Raw genomic sequence first — 20095 nt, forward strand, 5'->3', positions numbered from 1 at the left:
ACTGGTCATGTTTCTTTATTGATAAAAAAGCCGTAATAATGGCTTAGCCGATTTTCAACAAGGACTGAAAATGAATAACCTCATCAGCAATAAGACCAAGCAGTGGGTATCACCTTTTAAACGCTCAGCAAGCCTGTTGGCGTGTATGAGTATCACTGTACTAGTCAGTCACAGCAGTGTTGCCAATGAACAGGATATTCGTTTTAATCAACTTGGTTTTGGAGTAAATGCTGCAAAAACTGCCGTAGTCAGTAATACAGCATCTGAGAATTTTAGCCTCATTGAACAAACGTCAGGTAAAACCGTTTATCAAGGTAAACTCAGCGCCGCTAAAGTGTGGGCACCCTCAGCTGAAAGCGTAAAACTCGCTCACTTTGATGATTTTACTCAAGCAGGTGAATACCAGCTACAAGTTGACTCCCTTGCAACCTCCCATCCTTTTTCAATCTCTGAATCTCGCTATCATCAGCCATTAAAAACAGCAATGCGTGCTTACTTTTATAATCGCAGTGGCGCAGTTATCCAACAAGAATATGCAGGCATATATGCCCGCCCTGCAGCGCACCCAGATACCATTGTTCATGTTCATAAATCTGCAGCGTCAAAAACTAGGCCCGAAGGCACAGTGATTTCATCGCCAAAAGGTTGGTACGATGCTGGCGATTACAACAAGTATATCGTCAACTCCAACATTACCGTGTACACCTTACTCAGTGCACTTGCTGAACAAACTGATGCCCTATCGAACCTTTCGCTTAATATTCCTGAATCAAGCAATAACTTGCCCGACACCCTTGATGAAATCCTGTGGAATATGGATTGGATGCTCACGATGCAAGACCCCGCTGATGGCGGTTTGTACCACAAGCTCACCACCAAACGTTTTACCGGCGAAGATGAAATGCCGCACATGATGGACCAGCCCCGTTATATCATCGCTAAATCTACCGCTGCCACTTTAGGTTTTGCAGCGACGATGGCTAAAGCGAGCCAAATATTGGCTCAGTATGATGCAAACTTGCCAGTAACCTCCTTTGATAACACTCGCTACAGCCAGCAATTACTTCGCGCGGCCAAATATGCATGGCAATGGGCGATTAAAAATCCCGACATTCATTATCAACAACCCGATGATATTCACACAGGGGCTTACGCAACAGAAGGAGACAACCTAAAAGATGAATGGTTATGGGCTGCTGCTGAGTTATTTGCAGCCACTGGCGAAGATGAATACCTCAATACAATTGAGTTACCCAAACAACTACGAATTCCTGAATGGGATAAAGTCGAAACCTTAGCCCTGATCACCATAGCAACGACTGACAAGTCACCCCAAAAATTAAAGCAGCAAGCCCAGTCACAATTATTGAAATTGACCGATAGCTGGACAAAGGTGGGCGAAGACTCAGCTTACGGCCTTGCGATTAGTGAGCAAGATTTTGTCTGGGGCAGTAACTCCAACATGCTTAATAAAGCAGTGACTTTACATCGTGTTAGTCAGTTATTATCCACCACAGAACAACAAGACAGTTTATATACCAAACATGCAGAGGCCATTGTCGATTACATTTTTGGTCGTAACCCTTTAGGAATGTCTTTCGTGACAGGTGTAGGGCTCATGTCACCGATGAATGTTCACCACCGAGCCTCTATGGCTGATGGCATTAAAACGCCAATCCCAGGTTTTTTAGCTGGCGGGCCACAACCGGGGCAACAAGATGCTGGCGACTGTAAAAAACAAGGCGGTATTTACCCGTCGAAACATCCAGCCAAGTCATATATCGACCATGGTTGCAGCTATGCCAGTAATGAAGTCGCCATTAATTGGAATGCGCCACTGGTATACATGCTAGCGGCGCTTTCTCAGTAAAATGAACTGAAGCAACTGAAGCAACTGAAGCAACTGCAGCAACTGAAGCTAAGATCCATATTGTTAACGTGCCCGTTAGCTTCGTTTGCTAGGTGTGAAAAGTGCTAGAAAAGGATAAAGAATAATCCAATACTGAGTACGGTGGTCAATAAAGTATTACCAGTGAAATACGCAAGTAACGTGGCCACCACACCACAAACTAAGTAGGTATTATCAAACGTTAAGTTCAACTGGCCTTCGGGCACAAATACAATCGGAGCTAAAATGGCGGTTAATACTGCTGGCGCCGAATAACTCAAAAAGGTCAGCGTTTTATCGCTGAGTTTTAAAGGCAATTTAGGCTCTAACAGTAAATAGCGGCTAATAAAGACCACCGCAGCCATAGATAAAATAATCAACCAAGTCATGACTGCTCTCCAGTTGAGTTAACTTTAGCTTTTTCATCTGTAGTCATTCTTTTATGTTCATTAGTCAGTTTGGCATAAGCAAAGCCTGCCCCCATCCCAGATAGTGAAGCAATTAATAACCCTGCTTGAATCTCAAATACTGCACATATCACAGCCAAGGTTAATGACACCAAGACACAAATCAGAATCGAAGGCTTTTTAACGGTAGGAACCAATAAAGCAATGAACGTTGCGGCTATTGCAAAATCTAACCCTAGTTCACCTAAGTTATCAATGGATTGACCAGCAATAATGCCCAGTAAGGTGGCAATATTCCAACCAATATAAAACGTCAAACCACCACCTAGTGCGTACCAACGGTCAAACCTGTGTCGTTGGCTTTCAGGCGATTGCTTTTCGGTTTTTAAGCCCTCTTGTTTCTCTTTTTGGGGATTAAGGCTGTCGGGTTTTGATCGCGCAGGGGCCTGACTATGATTTGAAATCGCGAATAGCTCATCGGTAAGTAGAAAGCCAAGTCCCAAACGCCATTTAAGCGGTAATGGGCTAATCTGAGTGCGCAATGCCATGGCATAGAGTAAATGCCGTGAAGTAATTAATAGAGTGGTAATTAAAATACTGCCTAAGCCCACACCCGCTTTAATCATTCCAAGTGCAACTAACTGCGCACTACCGGCAAAAATAATCGCCGACATTGCTTGGCTTTGAGTTGCTGTTAAGCCGATTTCTAATGCTAAAGAACCCGCTAAAATTCCCCATGGGATCACGGCAATGGTTAAAGGCAACACCGCCAATAGTCCCTTGATAAAGGATTGGCGTTTTTGTTTAGCCTCCCGATTATCGAGCATATCATTCGCGGCATTAGTATCATCAACATTAGTATCATCGGCATCAGTATCAGGCATAGTTTCGGTACTTCCTTGTTAAGAACACTTTTCATATTTTGACTGCGACACATATACGGGACAATAAAGTAAGGTCGCTAACAAACGTCGAAAACCATTGAAAATTAGCATACCTGAATAAACAGTTTGAGGAGAAGTAAAGCGTGAAAAATAGAATAATCTGCGTTGACCATTAAGCTATTAGCAGTAAAGAATTAGCGACTATTATCCTGTTATACAATATTCAGCCATAAAAAAGACTTCCAAATAGAAGCCTTTTTATTTAATGATTCATTTAACAAGTCGATTGGCTAGCTCAATTAAGCGAGCTAAATCCCGCTGTATTAAGCTTTCTTGGCCAGCATCTCAGTCAACTTATCTATCTTATCATTGAGTAATTTTATATCTTCAGCCGTTGCGGTTTGCTCATCTGGCGAGTCATTTTCATCCGCTTGCTCTTCACGCATGATTTTAGTTTCTTCGCCCATCACATCTAATACGGCGCCAACCATCATGTTCAGGAAAACAAAAGTGGTTAAAAAGATAAAGGTTAGATAGTAAATCCAGCTTAATGGATACACTTCCATGGTTTCATACATGATGGATGTCCAAGACTCAAACGTAGAAATACGAAACAAGGTCAGCATCGCAATGGAGACATCACCCCATAAAAAGTCATTTACATGAGCAAAGAACATGCTGCCAACAGCGCCGTAAATATAGAAAATCACGAACATTAATAGCGCTATATAACCCATGCGCGGAATGGCTTTGAGTAGCGCATTAATCAGCATTCGTAGCTCTGGCACCATAGAGACCAACCGCAGTACTCTGAATATACGCAGTAAACGCGCCAGTAATATCGTTGAGCCGCCTAACGGCACTAAACTACCAATCACAATGATGGTATCGAAGATATTCCAGCCTTTCGAAAAAAAGGATTTAATGCCATCACTGGCCATAAACCGAATGATAAGCTCAAATAAAAAGAAAGCCGTAATCGCGATATCGAGAGCCCATAAGCTTTGCTCAAGCCAAGGGGGTAAATGATAGGTATGCGCACCAATCGACAAAGCCGACACGATAATGACAAAAATAACAAAGCCCTGAAAGGTTTTACTTTGATCAACTTTTTTTAAAACAGATAGCACACCCGTAGCTTGCATGATGACGTCTTTTCTCCCAGATAACCCCTCAACTTTTGAGGATCGCAGAGCCTACTTAACCAAACTTAAAATAGGCTTAAAAATCACGGTTTTTACGGTTAACTTTTATCCATGACAAAATAGCCAAGATATTCTGCCTCAAGCAGACTCACAACATGGAGCCGCACATCTAAATTACGTTTTCAAAACGGCTTATCGACTGTCAAATACAGCAATAAATATGAATGTGATACAAAGGCATTAAGTATTAAAAAGTGCAATAGCAACTTATACGTTTGCATTTAAAGTTAGATTGATCAATACTTGACTAATCAAGTAACCAGCAATTAAATTAATTATTCTAATGTAATTGAGAACACTATGTCAGAATCACTATCAGCGTTAATGGCACTTTCAAGCGCCTTTGGCCGCTTTAATAAAAAAATTGACCGAGCATTGAGTGTGCATGGAATAAGCTTTACTGAATTTCAAGTACTCGAACACTTAGCTCAATCTCCAAATCTAATGATGAGCCGTATCGAATTAGCTGAAGCCACTAACCTTACAGCCTCAGGAATAACTCGCCTGTTAATGCCTATGGAAAAGATTCATTTAATCGAAAAAGAAAAAAATAGCCGAGATGCGAGAGTCAGCTTAGTAAAATTAACTGCGGCTGGAACTGAGATTTATCAAGATGCAGCTGTAACAAGTCAGAATTGCAGTAACAGCCTTACTCAAGATTTAACCGCTAAGCAAGTAGACCAATTACATCTGCTACTCAGTAAGTTAGGTTAAGATCCTGATAAGATTCTAATATCAACTATGCCCTTAATTACAGGTATTTTTCTACCAATTTAAGTAGCACTTAAATACTAAAAAGCCCCAGAGTTATAAACTTAGGGGCTTTTATTAGCAGTTGATAATTATAACTGGGCAAATTGCCGTATCAAGTTGTGATAAACGTGATGCAACTTATCTAGCTCGGTGCGATCGGTATTACCTGCTGCAATTAATGCTTGGATAGACTGATCGAGCTGATATAAGTTTTGTCTTAAGCCTGAATCTGCCACCATACTTTGCATCCAAGTGATCGCAGCTACACGTTCGCCGCGGGTCACGGCAGTCACTTTATGCAAACTACTTGATGGATACACCACAGCATATCCGGCAGGTAGCTTAATAGATTGCTCGCCAAATTCAGTGGCAATAATGAGCTCACCACCGTCATACTCTTCCGGCTCAGACAAAAATACCGTCATTGACACGTCACTACGAAGCACAACTTGAGTATTAGGTACTCGCATCACAGCAGCATCAACATGAAAACCGTACTCTTCTGATTCAGAGTAACGATTAAAGCAAGGCGGGAAAATCTGATGTGGCAGTGCAGCAGAAACCACTTTTGGCGTAGCGCCAATTTTAGTGAGTAACTGATTAGCTAAATGTTGCACATCAGGGTCGCTAGCCAGTGCTTGGCGGTTGCTTTTCACATCAGCCGCCATGCCCATGGCTGTATTGCGGCCATCATCCCAATTTACTGTTTGCAGTTGCTTTCGATATAAAGCCACTTCTTGTTTCGACAGTATTTGCTCAATCACAATCATAACGACATTAAACTCTGTTATTAAAATTCATAAGTAGCTGATAGTTTAGCATTTCTTGCATCACCTAAATACATAAATGAGCCAGAACGGTATGCCGCCGTAAAGTACTCTTCATCAAGTACGTTACCCACATTTAAACGGAAAGTCAGCGCCTCAGTTGCATTGTAATTAGCAAATAAGTCAACCACTTGATAGTCAGGCACTACGATACTGTAACGGCCATTTTCGGCATCATAACCTGCTGCTGTATCGGGTTGTCCGCCGTACATTTCGCTTTGGTAGGTGTAACCTGCACCAATCACGAATGCATCATTAATTTGATAACGTAGCTGCAGGTAAGCACTTTCATCAGCAAAGTTACTTAATGCAAGACCCACGTTTTCTTCGGTAAATGACTCCAGCACTTCTGAGTCCATAATTGCGGCAGAGAACTGAACACTAAATGCTTCAGTGATGTTACCAACCATACCGAATTCAACACCTTGCACGCGGTTTTTACCGGTATTTAATGTTCCTAGCGTCGAGTAACTATCACCTACACTTTCCATTACATCACTTTTAGTGATTTGGAATACCGATGCTGAAAACATAACTTTGTCTTCAAATAGCATCCACTTAGTGCCTAGTTCAATGTTTTCTACTAATTCAGGGTCTGCTGCACGGGCTTGTTCAACATCACCACACACGCCACCATAGCCACAACTTGCGCCTAAATCAGACTCGCCACCATTAATATTGGTTGCCGTGCTGTAATTGGCGTAAATATTACCTTCATCTGTAATGCTGTACACTAAGCCGATATGACCGTTATACATAGTGTCATCGTACTCATAGAGTATGTCGCCATTACGTGTACTTGATGTATCGTTTTGATAATCAAAACTATCCTGTCTTACACCAAAGAAGAGTTCTACATCCTCAGTTAGCGCAACAGTATCCATAAAGTAGGCAGAAACGGTTTCGATTTGGTACTCAGCATCGTTAATGCCTTTACTATATGTACGCCCCATTAACTTATCGATGTTATCTACAGTATTGCCGTCGCCATCAAGAATACAGTATGCGCCAGCATCACCACGGCGGCCTGCCGTTATACAGTTAGTTTCATTGGCGTATGCGATGTCGTAAATGCCGTTATCAACTTGCTGATCGGTATACTCAAGTCCAAATACAAATTTGTTTTCCATACCCAAGATTTGAGTATTCCAAAACAGATTGAACTGAGTGCTAATGTAGTCAACTTCTTGATTGCCCTGGTGCGTACTTAGCGTCAAAGTATCTGCACCTGGTGCTTCAAGGTCAGTTTCGCTCCTTGTTGTACCGCGCACACCCGTGGTGATGTAACCATTTTCGGTTTTACCAACTCGAGTCGCGTTATAAAAAGTCAGGTTATCATTGATGTCATATTCAGTACGTAGAGTAAATGTCATTACCTCTGAATCTAAAAAGTCAGATTCTTGGGCATAAACAGGAATATCTGCAATAGGTTCACGTGTTGTTTGATCAAAATAGCTGCCTAAGTCAGCCACATCTTTGGCATCTAAATAGTAACCATCAGCGGTAAAAGATAAGTCATTGCTTGGTTCAAAAACTGCCGATAATTGCACACCATTACGCTCGCGGCTAATGCCCTCACGCCCAGGTTTATCTTCATCAGACAATAAGCCATTAAATCTCACGCCAACTGTATCTGAAATAGCGTGGTTATAATCCACAGTTAAGCGGCGGTGTTCATCAGTGCCTAAACCTAAATCAACGCGGCCTAAGTTATACGATGTTGACGCTTTTTTAGTAACGCTGTTAATCGCACCACCAGAAGAGCCACGACCAGCAAATGTTGAGCTAGGGCCTTTGGTTATTTCAACAACTTCTGTGGCAAAACTTTCACGCGTCGTCATACCTGGGTCACGCAGGCCATCAACAAACACATCACTGCGCGCTTCATGACCACGAATAATATAACGATCGCCAAAGGCATTACCGTTTTCACCCGTGCCTAATGTAATACCAGCCTGGGCAGATAAAATATCTTTTAAATCGGTCTTACCTGACTCTTGGATCTGATCTTGTGTCAGTACGGTAATCACCTGCGGAGTATCAACTAAATCTGCCACTCGGCGTAAATCACCAGATGATTCAGAAAGATAAATCGAGCTCTTAACGCCATGAACCTTAATCCGTTCAATCGCCTCAGCTGATTGATTTTTATCACACTCAACACCACTGACTTCTGGGTTACAGCTTTGCTGACTCACTTCTTCAGCTGATGCGACTGGGCTACCAAACACTAGTGCGGCAGCAACGGCTTGTGCGCCTAATGATAAGTTTTTACTCTGTACAGGTTTCATCTTATGAACTGTCCTTTGTTAACAACGTCCTAAAAATTAGGCGCATCCTAACAAAGAATTAACATTAATGTAAATCGTTATCATTTAGATTTACATTAATAATTAAGTTTATTTTAAATTAGCTAACCATTAAGTGAAGATTCAAAATAATAAACAGGGATATAAAGAGCCTAAATAATTATAAATACTAGGCTTTTATTTCATAGTAATGACTGGGTTTAACAATAAGGGAGGGAGGATTAAAAATACGAATTACACTTGGTAAATCTCTAACGGCAAATCATCAGGGTCACTAAAAAATGTAAACTTTTTACCTGTGTACTCGTCCACTCTAACAGGCTCAACATCAATACTGTGACTGACTAAATACTCAACAACCGCATCAATATCATTAACCTTAAACGCCAAATGGCGTAAGCCTTGCGCTTCAGGGTAGCTAGGTCTTTGCGGTGCATTAGGGAGTGAAAACAACTCTATTTGACTGCCATCAGGTAAGGCTAAATCGAGCTTATAGGAGTCTCTTGCTTCACGGTAATTTTCGGCGATGACGTTGAAACCTAAAATCTTAGTGTAAAAATGCTTGGACTTAACATAGTCATTGCAAATAATCGCCACATGATGAATTCCGTTAAACATATAGCCCCTGTTTTTATAAGTTTATTGCCGAGAGAATGAAACTAAGTTGCGTTGACAAATACCTTTTTTAGCGTTGCTTTTTGGCAGATTTTGCCAGTGCTTTTTGGCGCGCTTGCTGCTTCAGTGAGCCTTTTTTAGTTTTACGCGTCACAGGCGCGACTTGGCTTAAATCAGGCTCAAAACCGCTATACCATTGCTGTGGTAATCGCCTGTCTAAAAAGGCTTCAAGCTTTATTAACTGTGGCTCATCATCAACACTTAGCAAGGTAATCGCTTGGCCTTCTTTGCCAGCCCTGCCCGTGCGGCCAATACGATGAATATAGTCTTCATTTTGAAATGGCAGCTCAACATTAACCACATAATGCAATTCATTAATATCTAAGCCTCTGGCCGCGACATCGGTAGCCACCAGCGCTTTAACTTCACCCGATTTAAATTGCTCAAGCACGGTTTCACGCACCGCTTGCGATAAGTCAGCATGAAATGCCGCCGCATTAACGCCCGCTTGCTCCATTTGTTTTGCAAGCTTATCCGCACCTTGTTTAGTACGGCTGAACACTAATGCCTGTTGCCAATCTTCTTTTTTAATAAGGTGGCATAACAAAGGCAGCTTATTACTAGCATCGACGTTATAGACTCGCTCCACAATTTTGGCTGCCGTTGTATTGCGCTCACTCGCTTCAATCACATGGGGTGATTGCAGTAATCGCTTACTAAATTTAAAAATGCGATCATCCAATGTGGCTGAAAAAAGACATGTTTGGCGAGTTTTCGGTAAGCGTTTCAAGATGTCGATGATTTCATCTCTAAAGCCCATGTCTAGCATGCGGTCAGCTTCATCAAGCACTAGATAGTTAATGTCAGATAAAGACAAAACCTGCTGACGAACTAAATCCAGCAGGCGCCCAGGCGTTGCAACAATAATATCAGCGCCACGTTTTATCGCTTCGATTTGCGCTTTAATAGCAACGCCGCCATAAACAGACACTGTCTTAATAGGCGTTAACTTAGCGTAGCTTTCGACACTTTGGCTTACTTGCTGCGACAGTTCTCGGGTTGGAACCAATATTAATGCTTGAGTTGAACCAGATTTCGGAGCTGCTGAGTGTGGAGTCGCTGGTTCAACCTGATTAAGTAATTGCTGCAAGATAGGTAATGCAAACGCCGCCGTTTTACCTGTGCCAGTTTGCGCGCCAGCTAATACATCTTTACCAGCAAGAATGACAGGTATTGCTTGTTGCTGTATTGAAGAAGGCTGTAGATATTTCAACTCGGTTAAACGTTGTAAAAGTCGAGTCTGAAGCTCAAGTTCGGCAAAAGGCATTAATCTATCTCCAAAAATATTGACCGTTATTTTACCATGTCAGTCACATTTTCACGATGCAGCTGTGATCATTTCCGCCACTAAATTCTCATCATAAACGTCACTCTCATGCAAAAAATTTAAATTTTATTCAAAAATATCACTGATTCAATGGGAACAAAAATCGCCACAAATACAGTATGTTATAACATATCAAAAAATTATTCCTTTATAATTCAGACATTAATAAACAGATTATATCAGTACAATTTATTCAGTTTTAAGTGGTCACATTTCGGTCATCAAAACATCAAATAACTGCAAGCTAACATTCACAACATCTGATTAACCTTTGTGCGTTTTCATTGGGCAGCTAACTCTGCTTTCAACCACCACTCGTCAATAGGATAGACAACATAATGAATAAGACCTGGAAAGCATCATATGGTGTGCTTGCTTTAGTCATTTCAAGTGCCTTAAATGCTGAAGTGCTACCGTCATATCAAACTGAGAATGCTTGGTTTACTGATGCGCAAAGCGCAATCGACACAAAACTGGATACTAATAATCAATTTAAAGCCAAAAACGTGATCATTTTTGTCGGTGATGGGATGGGCGTTTCAACCCTAACTGCATCGCGCATTCTTCAGGGACAAATGGCAGGACAACCTGGTGAAGAAGGTTACTTAAGCTTCGAAACATTCCCTCACACTGCGTTAGTGAAAACCTATAACGTTGATGCTCAAACGCCGGATTCTGCGGGCACGATGACAGCCATGATGTCAGGCCTTAAAAGTGATGCAGGTGTTTTAGGTGTCGATGAAGATATCGTTCGCGGTGACTGTTCAACGGTTGCTGGAAATGAAGTGGTCACTGCACTTGAACTAGCTGAAATCAAAGGCTTATCAACGGGTGTTGTTTCAACGGCGCGTATTACCCATGCAACACCAGCTGCAACCTATGCCAAATCAGCCGATCGTAACTGGGAAGATATCTCAGACATGCCAGAAGATGCGGTAACTGGCGGCTGTAAAGACATTGCCGAACAACTGGTGAATTTTGAAGCCAATCTAGAAGCACGTTTTCAAGGTGTGGATATCGATGGTATCGAAGTCGTCATGGGTGGCGGTCGTCGTCATTTTTTACCAAAAGACGCCACATTTAACAGCGCAGATGCCGTGAGTGAAATTGAAGGCGATCGCACAGATTCACGTGATTTAACCGCAGAATGGCAAGCCAAATACAGCGAAGGTGTTTACGTCATGGATCAAGCAGGATTTGATGCCATCGACACTGAAAATACCAAGCAAGTCATGGGACTATTTAATGAGTCTCATATGCAGTATGAAGCAGACCGCGGCAATGATGTGGCAGGTGAACCTTCAATTGCTGAAATGACCGGTAAAGCGATTGATATTCTTGATAACAATGACAATGGTTTCTTCTTAATGGTGGAATCAGGTCGTATTGACCATGGTCATCATGCTGGTAGCGCTTATAACGCATTAACTGACGCTATTGCCCTATCAGATGCTGTTAAAGAAGCTGTCGCAAAAACTGACCCAAGCGAGACCCTTATTTTGGTTACTGCAGACCACGGCCATGTATTTACTATTGCAGGTTACCCAAAACGCGGCAATCCAATTTTAGGTAAAGTCGTCGCTATTGGCGAAACCGAACCAACAGTGGCATCTGATGGCTTACCGTACACAACACTCGGCTACACCAATGGTAATGGTTTCCATGATTTAGGCGACGAAACCAATGCCGATGCTGGTTATGGCGAAGACGTAAATGCTGGTCGTCAGGACTTAACAAACGTTGATACCACTACATCAGGATTTCACCAAGAAGCCTTGATTCCAATGAGCTCAGAGACCCACTCAGGTGAAGACATTACTTTGCATGCACAAGGCCCTGGCGCACAACTTGTGCAAGGTGTTGTTGAGCAAAGCGTAGTATTTCATCTTATTGAACAATCTCTCGACTTAATTCAGGAATAAGCAGGAAATGAATATGAAAAACTTAAATCTATCTCTTGTCGCCCTTGCTGTAATCGGTCTATCTGCTTGTTCAGACGGTGATGATGGCGCTAACGGAACCAATGGTACTGACGGAACAAATGGTGCTGATGGTTCAAATGGTTCAACGAGTCTTATCGTACAAACAGCATTAGCCATTGGCGACGCTAACTGCCCTAACAGCGGTGTACAAATTGATTCAGGTATTGATGCTGACAGTGACGGTGCATTACAAACCGCTGAAATCACAGCTACAGAATACGTATGTGCCCCAGGTAATACTGAAGTTAGTACCAGCGAAATCTTAACCAGTGTTAATAACGACTGGTTTGTAGCGGGTCAGCAAGAAATCACCACCGCACGCCAAAATTGGCTGAATGCAACCATGCCAAATCTAGCGGCAAGTAACAGCGCTAAAACATCAGCGCAATCAGTCGCTGCAGTGAATGCTAGCGCCTTAAATGAATTACGTGGTAGTGCTAAAAACGTGATTTTGTTTGTTGGTGACGGTATGGGTATTTCAACTGTCACAGCAGCGCGTATTTTAGAAGGACAAATGCAAGGTAAAAACGGTGAAGAGCATAACCTTTCATTCGATACCTTCCCATTTGCAGGCCTTGCTAAAACCTACAATGTTGATGCACAAACGCCAGATTCAGCAGGCACCATGACTGCGATGATGAGTGGTGTGAAAACCGACGCGGGCATTTTAGGGGTTGATGAAAATGTTGAGCGTGGCGATTGCAGCACAGTCGCTGGCACTGAGTTAATCACCGCATTAGAACTGGCAGAAATAGCGGGTAAATCAACGGGTGTAATCTCAACTGCACGTATTACCCATGCAACACCCGCTGCTACTTATGCTAAATCTGCCGATCGTAACTGGGAAGATATCTCAGATATGCCTGAAGAGGCCGTTACAGCTGGTTGTAAAGATATTGCTGACCAACTGGTTAACTTTGAAGCCAACCTTGAAGCGCGCATTAACGGGATTGATGTTGACGGTATCGACGTCGTTATGGGTGGCGGTCGCCGTCATTTCTTACCTAAAGATGCAGCTTACAACTCAGCAGATGCAGTCAGCTCAGTTGAGGGCGACCGCACCGATGGCCGTGATTTAACAGCTGAGTGGCAAGCGACCTACACAGATGGTGTGTATGTGATGGATCAAGCAGGCTTTGATGCCATTGATGCAGCTAATACGACTCGTGTGATGGGCTTATTTAACGAGTCTCATATGCAATACGAAGCTGATCGCGCCAACGATGTTGCCGGTGAACCTTCTGTCGCTGAAATGACTGCTAAAGCCATTGATATCCTAGATAACAACGATGAAGGTTTCTTCTTAACGGTTGAATCTGGTCGTATCGACCATGGTCATCACGCAGGCAGTGCGTATAACGCATTAACTGACACTTTGGCATTCTCAAATGCGATTGCCAAAGCAGTTGAAATGACGGATATGTCTGACACATTAATCATTGTTACTGCCGATCACGGCCACGTGTTTACCATTGCAGGTTACCCAAAACGCGGTAACCCAATCTTAGGAACAGTCGTTGGCATTGGTAGCGAAGAACCTTCAACAGCTTCAGATGGCATGCCATACACCACACTGGGTTACACCAATGGTCGCGGCTTTAAAAACCTAGGTACAGAAACCGATGCAGATGCAGGTTACGGTGAAGACATTACCGCTGGTCGATTTGACCTCACTGATGTCGACACAGCCTCTTCTGGTTTCCACCAAGAGTCATTAGTGCCTACCAGCTCTGAAACTCACGCGGGTGAAGATGTTGGGATCTATGCTTACGGCCCAGGAGCAATGTTAGTCAATGGCACCAATGAACAGAGTGTGATTTACCACATCATGGACTTTGCTGCTGATTTAACTAACAAAGCTAACGCTGCGCAAACCAACTAGTCATTACTGTAATTGTACTAAGAGCTGTAATAAGAGCTGTAATACTAGCTTTAATAAGATCAGTTCTTTGAACAGTAATACGAGCAGTTGTAATAAACCCTTTGGCTGTAACCCAGTTGCAGCCATAGGGTTTAATAAATTATTTAGTCTTAACCTATTTACACCGACATTGAGCAAAATAACCAATGTCATAGGAGTTTTTGTGAAGTTATCACTGCCTTTATCATTCATGCTATCAAGCTTACTCATCACTTTATCAAGCGCTGCTGAGGCTCAATGTGAGTTATCACCATCAAACTTGCAGGCAAGTTATCAACTCACCTCCTCTGATAATTCGCCAAACTTATCGAGTAAAAATTCGAGCCACACAAGCCAGCTAAACCTATGGCGTCAGGGAAACACTGTCGCACATCAATATCCGCAAACAGACATTACCGAATCGTGGTTTTTGCTCAATAATAAGCAAATCAAACCCACCCGCTTTTTTGATCATTATCAACGCGGTATAGAATACCAACCCGGAGAAGTCGTACACGGGAAATCTGAACACGACTGGTCATATCGTTATCAATTTATCTCTGACAAGCTTATTTCACAGTTAACCCTTAGCGCCGAAACAGGCAAAGGCTGTGAGCGTCAGCAAGTATTAACTCAGACCTCTGCCAACAGTAAAATTGAGTTAGTTTGGTTACCAGAACTTCAACTTATTAGTCGTTTTAGCTGGACAAAAAACCAAGGAAAACATCAAACACATGAGCAATGGCAACTGACTGAGCTCAGCCATGATGCAAATAAAATCGCGACTTTTTTCAAACAGCTTAATCATTATAAAATGACCGATTACGCCGATATTGGTGACGATCATAGCGATGAGTTTTTAACTAAAATGGTGACGCTAGGGTTTGTTGAGCACGGCGCATCTGGGTTTTATGACACAGAAGGAAAAGCAATCAGTGATGGGCATTCACATTCTCATTAACATGGACATGGACATAAACATGGACATAAACATGGACATGCTGATTAAACATTCAGTTTATATAGTGTTTCCAAACCAGTTTTGAGTTAAAGGCGCTCTTTATACCACGCTTTAAAAGGGAGTTGCTCGTAACTCCCTGCTAATCTTGCTTATAAGCAATCAACAAACTTGAGTGATCAGTTTCATTCCGGTCGACACTCCACCCTATCTTCTACAACCCGCCCTACCTTCTACCTTCTACCTTCTACCTTCTACCTTCTACCTTCTATCTTCTATCTTCTACAATCCGCCCCTACCTTCTAGTCTGCAGTCGTCTATGAGGCTTGATATAAAACAAGTGCATTATTGAGTTCAAATAGCTACCTTTATACATATAAGGATAAAGATGATATTTAGGGCCTGTTGATCTTTCGAGGTTGTTTTTACAGCGAATTGTTGATCATTTGTACAAGGCAGAGACTTTGTGGTGTAGTTATTCTACATAAAAAGTCGATAACGCAGTAAAAATGACCAACAAACGCTGCCCGAAGGGTTCGACTAAAAGCGTTTTACTCTTTGTTGAATGCATCTTTGTAAATAAAAGGTGCTTAGAAGACTAGGCATCAATTCATTCGCCTCGATTAAAACGCTTTTATTTCGAATAAAACTTAACCAGCAAAGATCAACAGGCCCTAATCATTCGCAAATAAATGGAACAGAAAATGGGAGAGGCAAATGGATAAAGCACTGCAAACCATGATTGATAACATGCCAGAAAAAACCGGCAAGTCATTACCAGAGTGGCTCGACATACTTGCACAGCAGAATATTGAAAAGCATGGAATGGCAGTTAAATATTTAAAAACCGAACATGGAGTAACCCATGGCTTTGCCAATACGATTGTGACCTTATCAAAACAAAAAGATGAATCTTCTGATGAGTTAGTTACCCAACAATATCAAGGTAAAGAAGCACTGACGTCAATTTACGATTTACTGATTTCTATCGTAAGCGGCTTTGGCCAAGACGTAGTAATAACCCCTAAAAAAGCGACAGTGAGCATCATTAGGAAAAAACAATTTGCCCTGATAAAACCAGCCACCAAAACCCGTATCGATCTTGGCTTAAAAATTAAAGACACCGAGCCCCAAGGTTGCCTAGAAGACTCAGGGCCTTTTGGCGCAATGTGTAGCCACCGCATACAGCTCAAAGATATTAGCGATGTGAATGATGAAGTAAAACAATGGCTACAACTTGCTTATCAGCAATCGGTTTAAAGCTCATTATTTAAGTAACAGTTTGAACGCATAAGGTGAGAAAGCTAATTAAGCGATATATTTTAAGTAGGTTGTTTGGGTAACCTAAGAGTGAATCATGTCCCTTGCTTTGAAGGGACATGATTAATCGTTAGCTTAAAGCCTATTAATCATAAAACTTAGAAATTAAATGCTAACCCGAACTCATAAATATTTTCACTATCTGCAAAATAACTGTAACTAAAATATGGCGCTAATTTCCAGATTTTACTCGTGATAGATAGTTTATGATAATTCATACTCCCCTTCCCATATAAATAATGATGCTTATGGCTAACACCATATTCAGGTAAGGTAACATCAGTATTTAGGCTGGCACTTTTAGTCTCATAGATTTGGTTAAAACTATAACTAATACCTAAATACTCATAGGCTATCCATAACATTCCAAGTTGTATATCCACTGAATCTGCGGGTGTATAAACACTACTAACTCTGTCCGCCTCAATCGATAAATCGTTGGTATTCCAGTTGTAATTAGCATCAGCAAATAGTACATAATCTTCTTGTAAGGGCATCGCCAAAAACGTCCCTGCGGAAAAGCCATAACCACTCGCTTTTGCAGACAATTCAATCGCAAAAGCTTGAGTATAAAAACTTTTACCCACGCCTACTTCCCAGTAATGCTCATTGTTATATTCGCCAAACACTCGCCAAGTCTCACTAATATCGACACTAGCATTCGCAGTATAAATAGCTTCACCATCGTGCATAGAGGCATCAAATCCGACAGATTTATACAAGGGTTCAGATTGTTGATTTATCTCCATTTCAGGAAACATCACCGCAATATCATTGCTAATCGAGGCGCCATGAGCTGCACTTGTTATACATAACAACGCAATAGATAAAGTTGAAATAGATTTCATAAGCTTGAAGACTTCCAATTCAGATATACCATGGTGCTCTCTTTAACAAACTAAGAGTCACGTTATGAATGCAAGTCTATCAAGTTGAGTGATATTGATAATTAGAGCGAAGGTAGGTTGATACATTCACAGTGTAAATGCATAAGTCAGAAGCTTGAGATTGTTTATTCACATTAGATCAATTATAAAATTGACGTAATAGTATCCCGTAACCATTTATTGGCTTTATTTTTCGTCAGTTTATTTTTCCAAAACATACACACTTCTAAGGGTGGAGCTTTAAATGGTATAGGAAATATTTGCAATCCGAATACTGTTTTGTATTCATCTGCATAGCTTTTTGGAATGAGCCCAATAGCTTCACATTTTGATACCGATGCCATTATCCCTAAAAATGAAGATTGCTCTCCATGCAGTTCACGTTTACTCATAATCGGTATATTTAAGGCTTGAGCCATTGGTAAATTATTCGTTCGGCCACTGAATAATATATGTTTCTCTGCTAAAAATTGCTCAACAGTTAGCTCATCTTGTAATCTTGGATGATTTAATGCGGCTACACAAACCACCTCTTCATCAATAAGCTTTTTACGGGCAAACATTTTTAACTCAGAAAAATCCAAGTGCAACACTAAATCCACTTGCTCAAACATTAATGAAGATTCAATTTCAGCTTCATTATGAGGCGTTTCTTTAAAAATAATTTCAATGCCAGTATTAGCGAGGAGCTTATCTAGTGCTCCTTGCAATCTTCTAATAACGACATCGTTGGCTAATACTGTAAACCTGCGTTGAGCTTTCCGGTAATCAAACTCTTCTAAGCCCATCAATACTTGTTCAATGTCTTCAAGGGGCTGGTGCAACTGTTGGTATAACTCTTTTGCAAAAACTGTTGGCTGAATTCCTCTGCCTACCCGCACAAATAACTCTTCACCAACTATGGCTTTTAAACGACCTATTGCATTACTGACTGACGATTGCGTTAATTCCAACTCCTCTGCCGCCAGAGTAAATGAACCGCGATGACAAACGACGTTAAATACTCGTAATAGATTCATATCAAACTGTTTTGCATTAGCCATCATCACTCACTTATTCACAGTGTAAATACATCAACTAAAGCTAACCCTAATTATCAATGAGTTCAAGTTGTTTAATATGTATCCAACTTCACGAGGCAACGGGCTTCTGAAACTTAAAACCATATTGCAATTCATCATGCTGTGCTCTTAATGCGAAACCGCAAATGGAGTTGAGGTCAGCAAATGAATCTCTTAACAAATTGAGGAAGACTATGTCTATCAACAAACTTGCTGTTTCAACTCTTGTGTTATCAAGCCTTTTCATTAGCGGCTGTTCATCAACAAGCTCTACAGAATCTGCTACGCCAACGCCAGAGACACCAAATTACACATTAAGCGATCAAGCTAAAGATGCTTATGCAGCAAGAGTTGACGGTGGTTGGGGACTAGACAGTGGTCTTGATAACCCAATTGAGAAAGAAACACCGCCTAACCAGCCTAAATACACGATTGCAGATCAGCTAAAGGATGCATATGCAGCACGAATTGATTCTGGTTGGGGGCTAGGCGGAACACCAGTAAACCCGATTGAGCATGAAAAAGAGTTACCTATTTATCTTGAACCAACAAATCCAATTGAAATAGAAAAAGAGTTACCTATTTACCATGAGCCAACCAATCCAATTGAGAAACCTGACTATGGTGATACACCAGAGTTTGGCTTATATAAAGTGGTTTATGATGCAGATAGTGGCCAATTGAAAATTTATGATCGAAGTAATCAAGATGCAACTGTTGCCATTATAACTGTTGAACAGGGGAATGATGACAACCCAACGGTTGTAATTCGACATGGCGCAATGGAAGACGATAATACTTATGCCATTATCAAAACTGAAGATGGTATTGCTATCGATTGGGATAGCCCATATACCAAAATCGACAACGGTTTTGATGGACCATTAGCTACAGACACTGTGGTGGCATTATTAAACCGCCCAGCATTAACAGACCAACAAGTGGCTAATGTTAAAGCTCGTTTTAATAACCCTGCTAACAAAGCTCAGTTAAACAAACAGAACATTAACCAACTGAAAAAAATAAAATCACAGCTTAATATGCCAAGCCAAATGCGCTAATCATAGGTTTAAGCTGTAGAGAAAGGGCGAGCAGACAAAACTGCCCGCCCTTTTTCAAGTTAAATAACCTGAATTAGATTATCCACCTGTTAATTCGATAACTTCATTTCAAGCAAAGGGTTTTGCGAGTTTTGACTAAAGTGCTCACTCTCTTCGACTGCGCCGCAATGCTCAAAACCTAGTTTTTCTAAGATACAAATAGAGCCTTTATTTTGGCTGGCAACCTCAGCAATAATCGGCCTTTTAGAATGGCTTTTAACAAACATGCTTACTGCTTGACTGGCTATGCCCTTGCCCCAAAACTCACGTCCGAGCCAATAACCTAAAAACCAATCAGGGTGGGCGCTAGTCGCATTCATCGACCATAACAGCACACTGCCCACCAGCACGTCATCTGCGATTATTCCCTGGGCAAAAACATCCTCTCGGCCTAATACATTGGTGCGCCAATGTTCAAAAAAACTGTCTCGATCTCTTGCTGGAAAGTCCGCCATTTGATTAGCGACTGGATCATCTTGAAATTGATAAAGTGCCTCTAAATCTGCTTCGGTTAAATCTCTAAGTTGGATCAACATGAATTATCCTTATTCATTTTAGCAAAGCCCGTTTCATCACCCCACTTAAGAAAGTTCAGTAAAAATGATAAACTGC

General features: G+C 41.5%; 17 protein-coding genes. 7 read left to right on the forward strand and 10 right to left on the reverse strand.

All coding sequences use genetic code 11. The features are described from left to right. Nucleotides 1-70: 70 nt before the first annotated feature. On the forward strand, nucleotides 71-1870 hold the full coding sequence (locus tag LMH66_RS17805) for a glycoside hydrolase family 9 protein (RefSeq protein WP_229372003.1): 1800 nt from the start codon (nucleotides 71-73) through the stop codon (nucleotides 1868-1870). Nucleotides 1871-1974: 104 nt separating this feature from the next. On the opposite strand, the gene LMH66_RS17810 is transcribed toward LMH66_RS17805, so the two are convergent. The 3 genes from LMH66_RS17810 to LMH66_RS17820 form a co-directional block, all read right to left on the reverse strand. Next, nucleotides 1975-2277 (reverse strand): AzlD domain-containing protein, encoded by a 303-nt coding sequence (locus LMH66_RS17810; RefSeq protein ID WP_102526463.1) that lies wholly within the window; start codon nucleotides 2275-2277, stop codon nucleotides 1975-1977. Further along, a complete protein-coding gene (locus LMH66_RS17815) occupies nucleotides 2274-3122 on the reverse strand; it encodes an AzlC family ABC transporter permease (RefSeq protein WP_229372050.1) in 849 nt (282 codons plus the stop codon). The genes LMH66_RS17810 and LMH66_RS17815 overlap by 4 nt, the downstream gene beginning before the upstream one ends. Nucleotides 3123-3502: 380 nt before the next feature. Further along, nucleotides 3503-4324 carry an ion transporter gene (locus LMH66_RS17820; RefSeq protein WP_229372004.1) on the reverse strand — a complete coding sequence of 274 codons (822 nt, stop codon included), beginning with the start codon at nucleotides 4322-4324 and terminating at the stop codon, nucleotides 3503-3505. A gap of 360 nt (nucleotides 4325-4684) precedes the next feature. Here LMH66_RS17820 and LMH66_RS17825 point away from each other — a divergent pair, with 360 nt between their 5' ends. Continuing rightward, nucleotides 4685-5098, forward strand: a complete 414-nt coding sequence (locus LMH66_RS17825; protein WP_229372005.1) for a MarR family winged helix-turn-helix transcriptional regulator — start codon at nucleotides 4685-4687, stop codon at nucleotides 5096-5098. Nucleotides 5099-5226: 128 nt separating this feature from the next. On the opposite strand, the gene LMH66_RS17830 is transcribed toward LMH66_RS17825, so the two are convergent. The 4 genes from LMH66_RS17830 to LMH66_RS17845 form a co-directional block, all read right to left on the reverse strand. Continuing rightward, the gene (locus LMH66_RS17830) at nucleotides 5227-5907 is read right to left on the reverse strand and encodes a Fe2+-dependent dioxygenase (protein ID WP_102526460.1); all 681 of its coding nucleotides are present in this window, start codon (nucleotides 5905-5907) and stop codon (nucleotides 5227-5229) included. Nucleotides 5908-5927: 20 nt separating this feature from the next. Beyond that, the gene (locus LMH66_RS17835; protein WP_229372006.1) at nucleotides 5928-8255 is read right to left on the reverse strand and encodes a TonB-dependent receptor; all 2328 of its coding nucleotides are present in this window, start codon (nucleotides 8253-8255) and stop codon (nucleotides 5928-5930) included. A gap of 252 nt (nucleotides 8256-8507) precedes the next feature. Beyond that, entirely contained in the window at nucleotides 8508-8891 is a 384-nt protein-coding gene (locus tag LMH66_RS17840) for a VOC family protein (RefSeq protein ID WP_229372008.1), read from the reverse strand. Nucleotides 8892-8958: 67 nt separating this feature from the next. Next, entirely contained in the window at nucleotides 8959-10215 is a 1257-nt protein-coding gene (locus LMH66_RS17845; RefSeq protein ID WP_229372011.1) for a DEAD/DEAH box helicase, read from the reverse strand. A gap of 398 nt (nucleotides 10216-10613) precedes the next feature. Here LMH66_RS17845 and LMH66_RS17850 point away from each other — a divergent pair, with 398 nt between their 5' ends. From LMH66_RS17850 to LMH66_RS17865, 4 genes are all read left to right on the forward strand, one after another. Continuing rightward, nucleotides 10614-12197 (forward strand): alkaline phosphatase, encoded by a 1584-nt coding sequence (locus LMH66_RS17850; RefSeq protein WP_229372013.1) that lies wholly within the window; start codon nucleotides 10614-10616, stop codon nucleotides 12195-12197. Nucleotides 12198-12210: 13 nt separating this feature from the next. After that, nucleotides 12211-14139, forward strand: coding sequence for an alkaline phosphatase (locus LMH66_RS17855; protein ID WP_229372015.1), 1929 nt, complete (start codon nucleotides 12211-12213; stop codon nucleotides 14137-14139). 202 nt (nucleotides 14140-14341) lie between these two features. Beyond that, entirely contained in the window at nucleotides 14342-15118 is a 777-nt protein-coding gene (locus LMH66_RS17860; RefSeq protein ID WP_229372019.1) for a hypothetical protein, read from the forward strand. Between the two features lie 714 nt (nucleotides 15119-15832). Beyond that, nucleotides 15833-16375, forward strand: coding sequence for a DUF4287 domain-containing protein (locus LMH66_RS17865; RefSeq protein WP_229372021.1), 543 nt, complete (start codon nucleotides 15833-15835; stop codon nucleotides 16373-16375). Between the two features lie 158 nt (nucleotides 16376-16533). Here the strand turns inward: LMH66_RS17865 and LMH66_RS17870 are convergent, their stop codons facing one another. Further along, nucleotides 16534-17283, reverse strand: a complete 750-nt coding sequence (locus LMH66_RS17870) for a hypothetical protein (protein WP_229372023.1) — start codon at nucleotides 17281-17283, stop codon at nucleotides 16534-16536. A 182-nt stretch (nucleotides 17284-17465) separates the two neighbouring features. Further along, nucleotides 17466-18365 carry a LysR family transcriptional regulator gene (locus tag LMH66_RS17875; RefSeq protein ID WP_229372025.1) on the reverse strand — a complete coding sequence of 300 codons (900 nt, stop codon included), beginning with the start codon at nucleotides 18363-18365 and terminating at the stop codon, nucleotides 17466-17468. 212 nt (nucleotides 18366-18577) lie between these two features. On the opposite strand from LMH66_RS17875, the gene LMH66_RS17880 reads away from it, so the two are divergent. Beyond that, entirely contained in the window at nucleotides 18578-19444 is an 867-nt protein-coding gene (locus tag LMH66_RS17880; protein WP_102529641.1) for a hypothetical protein, read from the forward strand. 89 nt (nucleotides 19445-19533) lie between these two features. On the opposite strand, the gene LMH66_RS17885 is transcribed toward LMH66_RS17880, so the two are convergent. Next, nucleotides 19534-20019 (reverse strand): GNAT family N-acetyltransferase, encoded by a 486-nt coding sequence (locus LMH66_RS17885; RefSeq protein WP_229372027.1) that lies wholly within the window; start codon nucleotides 20017-20019, stop codon nucleotides 19534-19536. Between the last annotated feature and the right edge of the window lie 76 nt (nucleotides 20020-20095).

The sequence above is a fragment of the Shewanella sp. 10N.7 genome (assembly GCF_020806285.1).
GTDB classification, from domain to species: Bacteria; Pseudomonadota; Gammaproteobacteria; order Enterobacterales; family Shewanellaceae; genus Shewanella; species Shewanella electrodiphila.